The sequence below is a fragment of the Thermoplasmataceae archaeon genome (genome assembly GCA_038729425.1).
GTDB lineage: Archaea > Thermoplasmatota > Thermoplasmata > Thermoplasmatales > Thermoplasmataceae > B-DKE.
Genome location: JAVYSB010000003.1, coordinates 103,226 through 112,094, shown reverse-complemented (window position 1 = coordinate 112,094; position 8,869 = coordinate 103,226). Strand labels below are relative to the sequence as shown.

Sequence of the window (8,869 nt, the reverse complement as noted above, 5' to 3'; positions counted from 1 at the left end):
ATGCACAACTAAAGGAAACAGGCTTCGACACATATCTTACAAGAGAACCTACGGATAGTTTCAAGACGGCTAAGAATGAAGAGAAAAGCCGTGAAACGGAAGATGGCATACATCTCTTCTTTCAGTTTACTCTTGACAGGTTCAGGCATCAGTACGAAATTGGGAAGCAAATTGGTGAAGGAAAGACGGTTATCTGCGATCGGTACATCCTATCATCATATTGTTATCAGGGGCCTGTGATCGAGAGCGCGTTTGGAAGTAGGGAAAAAACTATCCGGTGGATGGAAGAGGTTTCCAAAATTATAACGGTGAGACCAGAAATAACGTTTTATTTGAAGATAAGTCCTGAAACTGCCATAAACAGGATTTCACGGCGAAGTGTGTTTTCTGGGTTCGAGAACGAAAAATTCCTCGCCTCGGTCAGCAGTTATTATGATTACTTCGCTCAGCCGCCAATAATAGTTATAGATGCTGAGCGTGGAATTAATGAGGTTTTTGGTGAAGTAATGACGCAACTGAAAGGGCGCATTGGATCTGTTTGCTGATGCTATTTTGTTGTTACTATAATTTCATCAGAAAGTATCATGATGGTATGTTCAGCCTGAGATATTCTTGAGGTTGAATGTTCCTTCAGCACCGGGAACTGTGAAAGTTCCTTTCCTGCTATCATTTTCCTCAGGTAATTTTTGTAATCAGGCGTCAGTGCCGGCACCCATCTCTCGGCAAAGGGCAAAGTATTGAAACTCCTGTAAAGCATCTCGTCTTGCCGAATCTTGGTTCCACTCAGTATGTAAATGTTGCCTCCGGGACCATTGTGAACCATGCCCAGTGTTGTGCTTGCAAACGGCTCTATTGCTATCATGGTATTAGGGCGCATTGGCGTGGCGTTACCGTCGTCGTAGTTAGGTATGAAAATTTCGGAGTGAAGATCAAATCTATTGAGCCCATGTCCTCCGAGATTCCTTACAGGTTTGAAGCCATGTGATGTGATCACATTGCCGATAGCCGATCCAACTTGCCTAACTGTGATCATAGGGCGCAATATCTTAATGGCCGCATTAAGGGCATCTCTAGAGGCGGCTATAAGGTCACTATATCTTCCGGATTCGCCGACCTCAACCGTGGTGGCATTGTCGCTCAGGTAACCGTCCATTTGCGCACCAACGTCAATCTTTACAACATCTCCAGTGGAAAACTTCTTCTGATCTCCATAGAATGGGGAATAGTGAGCTGCTTCATTGTTTATGGAAAGGTTAACTGGAAATGAAGGTTTTCCGCCATTATCTGTTATGAATTTCTCCACCCTTTCGGCAACATCGAAAAGCGTTGCACCAGGCTCGATCAGTGTTGTTCCGTATTCAAGCGCAAGTTTTCCGAGTCTGCCAGCCTCAAGGTATTTCTTCTTGACATCAGAATCCATATTACCTGCCTTTTCCCGTGAAATAAGTATAGCGCCACCTGTTAAATATCTTCCGAGCAAAAAGCTGTACAGAAAATTATAATTATTCTAATTAAATGCACGAATATGACGTGGTATAAAGTAGCGAAAGAGGGATCAATGAACAATGGCGATTTGTTCAAATCAAAGATTGGCGACAAGGAAATATTGATCATAAGGCAGAATGATAGGTTCTATGCCACAAGCCTCTACTGTACCCATGAGAACTATGATCTTTCTGAGGGATTCCTTGATGGCGGGAATATCATATGCCCTAACCATTTTGCCACATTCAGCCCGACTGACGGCAGCGTGGTAAGTCCACCAGAGAGCGCCGGTGAGATTCCTGCGCTTAAATCCTATCATGTTAAAGTTGAGAACGGAGATGTGCTGGTAGAGATTGCATGAAGGTATTGGTATTTGCCAAACAGATACCCGATGTGAACGGGATTGGATTTGACCCGGTTACCAATAGAATCATAAGGGAAAATGTCCCTCTGCAGATGAACTCTTTTGACAGAAAAGGCGTGGAGGAAGCAATTAGGATCAAGGAAAAGCTTGGATGGGAGACAGCTGTAGCTACAATGGGTCCACCGTCGGCTGCCGATATAATCAACACCTCACTGAGGATGGGGGTTGACAAGGGTTTCCTGATTACAGACAGGGCATTTGTGGGCTCAGACACTCTGGTGACGTCGCGCATCCTATCGTCAATGGTTAATTACTACGGCCCAGACCTGGTGATTACGGGTAAGTACTCACTGGACGGAGAAACTTCCCAGGTACCTCCTGAGCTTTCAAAATTATGTGGGTTTTCATTCATATCCTCAGTCTCTAGACTGGAAATTAATGGAAGCACTTGCATCGTAGATCAGGATAAGGAACGGAGTGTTGTTACCAGCAAGATACAGTTGCCCGCCGTTATCTCCGTAAGCGAGAAAATAAACAGGGCGAGAGCAGTGAGACCGGAAACTCCAGATATGACTGCGAGGGTTGAGATACTGGATTCCGGTAAGCTTAAAGTAAACATATCAGGAGTGAAAGACTCCCCAACTATTGTATCCGGTACAGAAAAAATAGAAAGCACTCGCAAGGTAGAGTATCTGGAAGCTGGGGAAGAAACATATAAAAAAATACTTGAATTGATAAGCAGGAGAAGCGGCAGGGAAGACCAACCTATTATTCTTCATCAGGCAATCGGAGAAGGTGAGGTTCTGGGGATCGCCGCCTCAGACCCTGAAGTGGCTATGGAAATAGCGTCAAAGAATGCAGATCTTGCTAGGCAGGACAACCTTTCTACATTGATGATAGGAAATATTGACCCAGTCGATTTGAATGGAATGCCCGTTCACAGGTACATATATGCAAATGAAAGTCACAATGAGTGTCTAGCTGATTTCATTGCCCAGCATATCGTGAAACATAAGCCCAGATTTGTTGTTTTTCCATCAACCATCGACGGCAGGGAGATCGCTGCATTTGTTGCGGCAGATCTTGGACTAGGGCTTACAGCTGATTGCATAGACCTTAAAATGGAAAACGGTAAGCTGATACAGTACAAACCTGCCTTTGGAGGAGGAATCGTAGCAAGAATTTACTCAAGAACCGATCCTGCCATGGCAACCATCAGACCCGGAATTTTCAAAAAGCGTATTTCAAAGGAAGAATTCAGATTAGAACTGCCAGAATTCACCTGCAAACCCAGAATCCAAAGGATCTCAGAAACCAAGGTGCCTGCAGAGTATCTCCCTTTAACCAACTCCAGTGTTGTCTTAGGAGTAGGTAAGGGTATTAGGAAGCCTGACAACGTCAAGCCTGCCATGAGGCTGGCAATGATCCTTAATGCATCACTCGGCGCAACGAGGCCGATAGTTGATTTCGGCTGGGTACCAAGACAACAGCAAATCGGACTCACTGGAACAGCAATTTCGCCGGATACATATATTGCAATAGGGATTTCAGGCCATGATAATCACATGGTCGGTACAAGGTATGCAGGGAAGATAATAGCAGTAAATACAGACAGGAACGCCCAGATATTTCAGTACGCGGATTTTGGGATAGTTGAGGATGCGATGGACTTCATCAAAGGCTTCACGGAGTACATTGAAACTCACAGATAGAAAGGCACATCAATCTGTTATATTATACGATTTAAAATATGCTGCCACACCTGCGGTAAAACCTTTTAATGAATCTGACCTTGAAACGAGTGCGTAAGTGATGAAATCTTGTCGGTTTCGGTAAGCATCAATGATCTGAGCAAGAAATATGGGGAAAATATAGCACTGGATAACGTCAACCTCAGCATAGATTCTGGCCAGGTCTTCGGAATACTGGGCCCAAATGGTTCAGGGAAGACAACTATCTTGAGAATTATCTGTTCAATCCTGACTCAGACCTCCGGGAAAGTAAGCGTCCTTGGGTTCGATACCTTGCTGAGCAGGAATAAGGTGAAAAGTTCAATAGGATACGTGCCTGAAACGCCACTTCTGTATGAATCTCTAACACCTATGGAATATTTTTCATTTCTGGCTGCGGTCAGAAACATCGACAAATACACACTGCAAAACAGAGTCGATCATTTCTCAAAAGCTTTTGATATAGAGAAATTGATGAACGATCTCATTGGGTCCCTCTCCTTCGGCACAAAACAGAAGGTTGCTATAATCGGTGCGCTGCTTCATGACCCGGATATTATAATACTCGATGAGGGTATGAACGGTCTTGATCCGAGATCGGCCAAGATATTAAAGGATCTGCTAAGTGATCTTGCCTCACGGGGCAAAACCGTCATATTTTCAACTCATATACTCGAAGTAGCAGAGAATGTTTGTGACCGGATTGCAATACTTTATCAGGGCAACATTGTTGCAGTTGGAACAATAACAGATCTTAAGGAATCATCAGGTGAGTCCGGTGCAAACTTGGAGGACATATTCCTAAGGCTCACCGGGAACGAGAATCTTCATGACATTGTTTCCTCCCTCAAGGATTCGCTGAGACAATGAGGAGCACGAAGGACCTCATCGAACGAACTCTGATCGTTGAGCAGAGATACATTGGGCTCAGAAGCTCCTCGCAATTTCAGAACAAAATATCCAAGGTAAATTCAGGAGCCAAGAAGTATTTTGACAGAATGATCCTGATCAATTACGGCTTCACTGCCGTGATGCTAATTATTTTCTCCCTAGTCATGATTTCACCTGCGCTTTTCTCGGCTGATCCAGCTACCTCCATTGCTGGGATAGGTTTTGTGCTTTTTGCTTACACATTATCGATGAGTATTTACAACTCATTCATTTTTTTTAATACCCTAGGTACTCACAGGCTCGTAGAACCTCTCGGCGCCCTTCCGCTCAAAGGCGGTGATGACATTCTATTCACCACATGGCTGAAGTACAATGGGTCATCATCCATCTTCATAGTCATACCCGTCCTGGTTGTGTATTCGGTTAAATTTTTCTCTTACGAAACACTGTTTATTGGGGCTCTCTGGCTCCTTTCCATAATAATATTGGGTTATTCCATCGGTGCAATAATTTACGTTTTAGCGAGGAAGAGGATATCTTCCAGTGGTTCCCCACTTCTGAGTTCGTTGAAGGGAGCAATGAGAATGCTGGTCATCATAGGCGTCTTTGCGGTTTTTGAGATCATGATTTACTTCCCGCAGTCATTGATAAACCATATTCCAAGAGTAGGAGGGCTCACAGGCTTTATCGTGCCGTTCCTGAACATCACAACAGTGGTTTTTCAGGGTTACCCAGTAAACCACAACTTTGTTGCTGACATCGGGATTACCACTTTCTATTTGGCTGTTTTCCTTGTTCTGTTTTCATTCGTCAAGTTATGGATCTATAATGCATTATCGAATTCTCAAATTATCGAATCAGGCAGAAAGATGAAAAAGGTGGTATCAAGAGTTTATGGGCTACTTCCGTCACTCTTTCTGAAGGATCTCAGAGGACTGATGAGGAAATCACAGAATGTTATACTTATATTCCTGCCAGCAATATTCGTTCTTCCGACCATAGTTCCGTTAGTGATGTTTGGAGCTGTAAGGAATACGGATCCAGTTTCTCTTTACTATTCCCTGCTTTCTATTGTAATAATATCGTCAACTTTCTACTCCCTTGTTTTGATGGCGTCAGAAAATAATGGAATTGAGGTCATTAACTCTCTCCCGCTCAATGGTAACAAACAGATAATCTCAAAGTCGGTCGTTGGGATCTTCCTTTTCGTATTGATCATATCGCCCCTGACAGTCTTAATTACAACCCTCAATGGAATGGGTATTCTAGCAACATTCTTTCTGCTCTTCAACGTGATAATAGCATATTCATATACGTCACTTTTCAATATCAAATGGCTCAGGGGCAGAATATTTGAGGGAAGCAGAACAGTGAACTTCTACTCATTTGGCGGAAACATCGTTTACCTCCTTCTTTTCGCGTACTCTCTATTCCTTATCGGTATTGCAGTGATTTCGAGCAATTTTGCTACCATGGCTTTCTTTCATTCCTTCTATTCTGGCACGAATCAGTTCATATATATGGAGTCCATATTCAACATTCTGATTTTTTCGGTAATATACTGGAATGTGAGGACGACAAAATAACTCTTGGCTTTTTGGACAGGTAACCCAAACGCAGTTAGTTATTAGTTGCCGGCATTCTAGACAGCATTTAATTAAGGGAATTTTCCCGTTGATTGTAACGGTAAAACCAGAGTTTTTCCAGCTTCCTAACCAGAGCGTCTGCGTAAATATATATACGGTTGCCAGCTAAGTCTCGCGAAAGCATTATTAATCGTAGATTAATATCGCCAGGTCGTGATGATAGATGGCAGATGTTAAAAAAGCCCCCACACAGAAGCTGATAAACAAGATGGCGGAGGCTTTCTCAGAGGATAAGAAACTTGAGTCTCCGGACTGGCTCAAATTCGTGAAGGCTGGAATTCACAAGGAAAAATCTTGGGAGCAACCGGACTGGTACTACAGAAGGCTGGCTTCAACACTAAGGAAAGTCTATATAATGGGCCCAATCGGCATATCAAGATTGAGTGCGGAATATGGTGGAAGGGTTGACAGGGGCTCACAGATGTATCACCCTGGCACAGGAAGCAGAGCTATCGTTAGACATATGCTGGAGACCCTTGAGAAAATAGGCTATGTGAAGAAGGATCAGAAGGGTAGACGCATTTCGCCTAAGGGGCAGGCTTTCATAGACAAGGCAGTCAGTGGGGTAATGAAGTCAGTTGTTGAAACAGACAAATCCATGGAAAAGTATCTCTAGGATTTGGCAATCGTTTTATACAATCTTCAAATAATCACCTCGATCCTGGTTAAGTCGGGATTGAGATCTATGAGTGTTGCGAATTGCAGAGGTTCCTTGGATGGTGACTGAATGGAGAATGATGACGAGCTTAACGAGATAAGAAGAAGAAAGATGGAGGAGTTGAGCAGGTCTTCCAACGAACAACAGGTTGCAGAGCAACAGCGACAGGCTCAGGAACTTGAGAAGGCGAGAAGACAACAGATACTTCGACAGATACTCACACCGGAGGCTCGAGACAGGCTAAGTAATGTCAGGCTTGTAAGGCCAGATCTTGCTGAAAACGTGGAGAACCAGCTTATTCAGCTTGCAAACATGGGAAGAGTTAATAGGTTACTGACTGATACGGACATCAAAGACATACTTTCAAAATTCATGGAAACCAAAAGGGAGACCAGAATAGAGAGGAGAAATAAATGAGCAGAAACAAGGAAACCGGCAGGAAATCTAGATTGATGAAAAAAATCAAAATGAACAGGAGAGTTCCTGGCTGGGTTATGATGAAGACGGCAAGACATGTTACCCAGAACCCAAAAAGAAGGAACTGGAGAAGAAACAGCCTTAAGCTCTGAGGTGATGGAATGGCAGAGAACCAGTTAAGCAATGAGATCCTTTTGATGATACCTCTCAGGAAGGCAATACATTCTTCAAGAGGCAGAAGAGCCGACACGGCAATAAAGATTATAAAAGAAAGCGTCGCTAGATATGCGAAGTCTGAACCAGACAAAATATGGATCGACAGCAGAGTGAATGAGCTTGTATGGTCCAGGGGAAAGAAGAAAATCCCACAATCAGTTCAAGTTAAGATTATAAAGTTGCAGGAAGGCACCACAGAGGTCCTTCTACCATAAATATATTCATGATCAAGAAATTATCTATTCTGGATAGCGATTTTATTGGGGTATATTCTAGGGTCTGGGACGATATTGCACTTGTTCCTAAAACGGTTCCAGACGGACTCGAGAATGAATTTGAAAGTATCCTAGGTGTCAGGACGATCAGAACAATAATCGATAATTCCTATCTAATAGGGTGCATGTCAGTGATGAATTCAAACGGCATTATTATTGCAGGAAGCGACCCAAGATTGGGTAGCGGGGAAACTTATGGAGATAGGAATGTTCTCTATCTAAAGGATAAGATCAATGCCATTGGGAATGACGTTTTGACAAACGATAGGGGAGCAATAATACACAAATCTTTCACGGAATCTTCCAGGAAAAAGATAGAGGATTCTCTCGGAGTTGAAGTTTTAAAGGATACAATAGCGAATGTCAAAACCGTTGGCAGTGTTGCTGTTGTCACCAACAAAGGCATGCTCGTTACACCAGAGGTTTCTGATGAAGAACTCAAAAAGATCAGCGAGTTTTTCAAGGTTAATGCAAAGCCAGGCACTGCTAATTTTGGAAGCGTCTTCGTTGGATCATCAATCCTTGCAAACACCAAGGGTATCTTTGTAGGAAGGGAGACTACTCCGATAGAAATAGGAAGAATAGACGATACACTTAGCTGATGATCGGGATTTCGGATATCTTCACCAGAGGAATAAGTTGTACTCCATTCTCCATTAGAAGTTCAGCCCCTCCATCAAGCCTGTCCACGACGCAAATAGCTCTCTTTACAACCCCCCCATTGTTTCTGACAAGATCAATGGCCCTGAGAAGGGAATGCCCTGTGGTTACTACATCCTCTATCATGTCTATTGTTTCCCCCTCATTGATCTTTCCGACTGTCAGTTTTTTTGTTCCATGAGTGATCTCTTTTCGCAATATCACATAGGGAATAGATAGCCGAATTGCTGTCGAAACGAGTATCGGAACAGCACCGAGTTCCATTCCGGCAATTTTTCTTGCCTTTATATTTTTGGACAACTCTGCGGATATCTCCTTTAGCACGGCAGGGTCTGTAGCAGCCTCTTTTATGTCAACGTAGTAATTCGACTTCTTACCGGAAGTTAGAACAAATTCTCCGGTTTTTATTGCCCCAGATTTCAACAATGTGTCTTTTAACATTTAAACCACTATATGTGCTCCAAGTAGAAAACAATTGGCTGAGCTTTTGAGGTTTGCGAGAGAAAATATGTCAGACAATTTTGCCG

Annotated in this window: 12 protein-coding genes; 10 read left to right on the top strand and 2 right to left on the bottom strand. The window is 43.2% G+C overall.

The features are described 5' to 3' along the window. Positions 1 to 545, top strand: a 545-nt coding sequence (locus tag QW597_03885; GenBank protein ID MEM0155726.1) for a hypothetical protein, incomplete at its 5' end; no start/stop codon positions are given. Between the two features lie 2 nt (positions 546 to 547). Here QW597_03885 and map read toward each other — a convergent pair. Further along, positions 548 to 1,420 (bottom strand): type II methionyl aminopeptidase, encoded by an 873-nt coding sequence (map, locus tag QW597_03880; GenBank protein ID MEM0155725.1) that lies wholly within the window; start codon positions 1,418 to 1,420, stop codon positions 548 to 550. 105 nt (positions 1,421 to 1,525) lie between these two features. Between map and QW597_03875 the strand changes: the two genes are divergently transcribed. The 9 genes from QW597_03875 (at position 1,526) to QW597_03835 (ending at position 8,284) form a co-directional block, all read left to right on the top strand. Further along, the gene (locus tag QW597_03875; protein MEM0155724.1) at positions 1,526 to 1,846 is read left to right on the top strand and encodes a Rieske (2Fe-2S) protein; all 321 of its coding nucleotides are present in this window, start codon (positions 1,526 to 1,528) and stop codon (positions 1,844 to 1,846) included. Then, positions 1,843 to 3,561 (top strand): FAD-binding protein, encoded by a 1,719-nt coding sequence (locus tag QW597_03870; protein MEM0155723.1) that lies wholly within the window; start codon positions 1,843 to 1,845, stop codon positions 3,559 to 3,561. The genes QW597_03875 and QW597_03870 overlap by 4 nt, the downstream gene beginning before the upstream one ends. Before the next feature lie 108 nt (positions 3,562 to 3,669). Continuing rightward, positions 3,670 to 4,449, top strand: a complete 780-nt coding sequence (locus QW597_03865; GenBank protein MEM0155722.1) for an ABC transporter ATP-binding protein — start codon at positions 3,670 to 3,672, stop codon at positions 4,447 to 4,449. Next, the gene (locus QW597_03860; protein MEM0155721.1) at positions 4,446 to 6,056 is read left to right on the top strand and encodes a hypothetical protein; all 1,611 of its coding nucleotides are present in this window, start codon (positions 4,446 to 4,448) and stop codon (positions 6,054 to 6,056) included. Before QW597_03865 ends, QW597_03860 begins: the two co-directional genes overlap by 4 nt. Before the next feature lie 223 nt (positions 6,057 to 6,279). Next, the gene (locus QW597_03855) at positions 6,280 to 6,732 is read left to right on the top strand and encodes a 30S ribosomal protein S19e (GenBank protein MEM0155720.1); all 453 of its coding nucleotides are present in this window, start codon (positions 6,280 to 6,282) and stop codon (positions 6,730 to 6,732) included. Between the two features lie 111 nt (positions 6,733 to 6,843). Then, positions 6,844 to 7,191, top strand: coding sequence for a DNA-binding protein (locus QW597_03850; GenBank protein MEM0155719.1), 348 nt, complete (start codon positions 6,844 to 6,846; stop codon positions 7,189 to 7,191). Next, positions 7,188 to 7,343 carry a 50S ribosomal protein L39e gene (locus QW597_03845; GenBank protein MEM0155718.1) on the top strand — a complete coding sequence of 52 codons (156 nt, stop codon included), beginning with the start codon at positions 7,188 to 7,190 and terminating at the stop codon, positions 7,341 to 7,343. Before QW597_03850 ends, QW597_03845 begins: the two co-directional genes overlap by 4 nt. A 9-nt stretch (positions 7,344 to 7,352) precedes the next feature. Beyond that, on the top strand, positions 7,353 to 7,622 hold the full coding sequence (locus QW597_03840) for a 50S ribosomal protein L31e (protein MEM0155717.1): 270 nt from the start codon (positions 7,353 to 7,355) through the stop codon (positions 7,620 to 7,622). Between the two features lie 8 nt (positions 7,623 to 7,630). Further along, complete coding sequence (locus QW597_03835) at positions 7,631 to 8,284, top strand: translation initiation factor IF-6 (GenBank protein ID MEM0155716.1); 654 nt, start codon at positions 7,631 to 7,633, stop codon at positions 8,282 to 8,284. Here the strand turns inward: QW597_03835 and pyrE are convergent. Next, entirely contained in the window at positions 8,277 to 8,783 is a 507-nt protein-coding gene (gene pyrE, locus QW597_03830; protein ID MEM0155715.1) for an orotate phosphoribosyltransferase, read from the bottom strand. The two genes, QW597_03835 and pyrE, sit on opposite strands and share 8 nt — an antisense overlap. Positions 8,784 to 8,869: the final 86 nt, after the last annotated feature.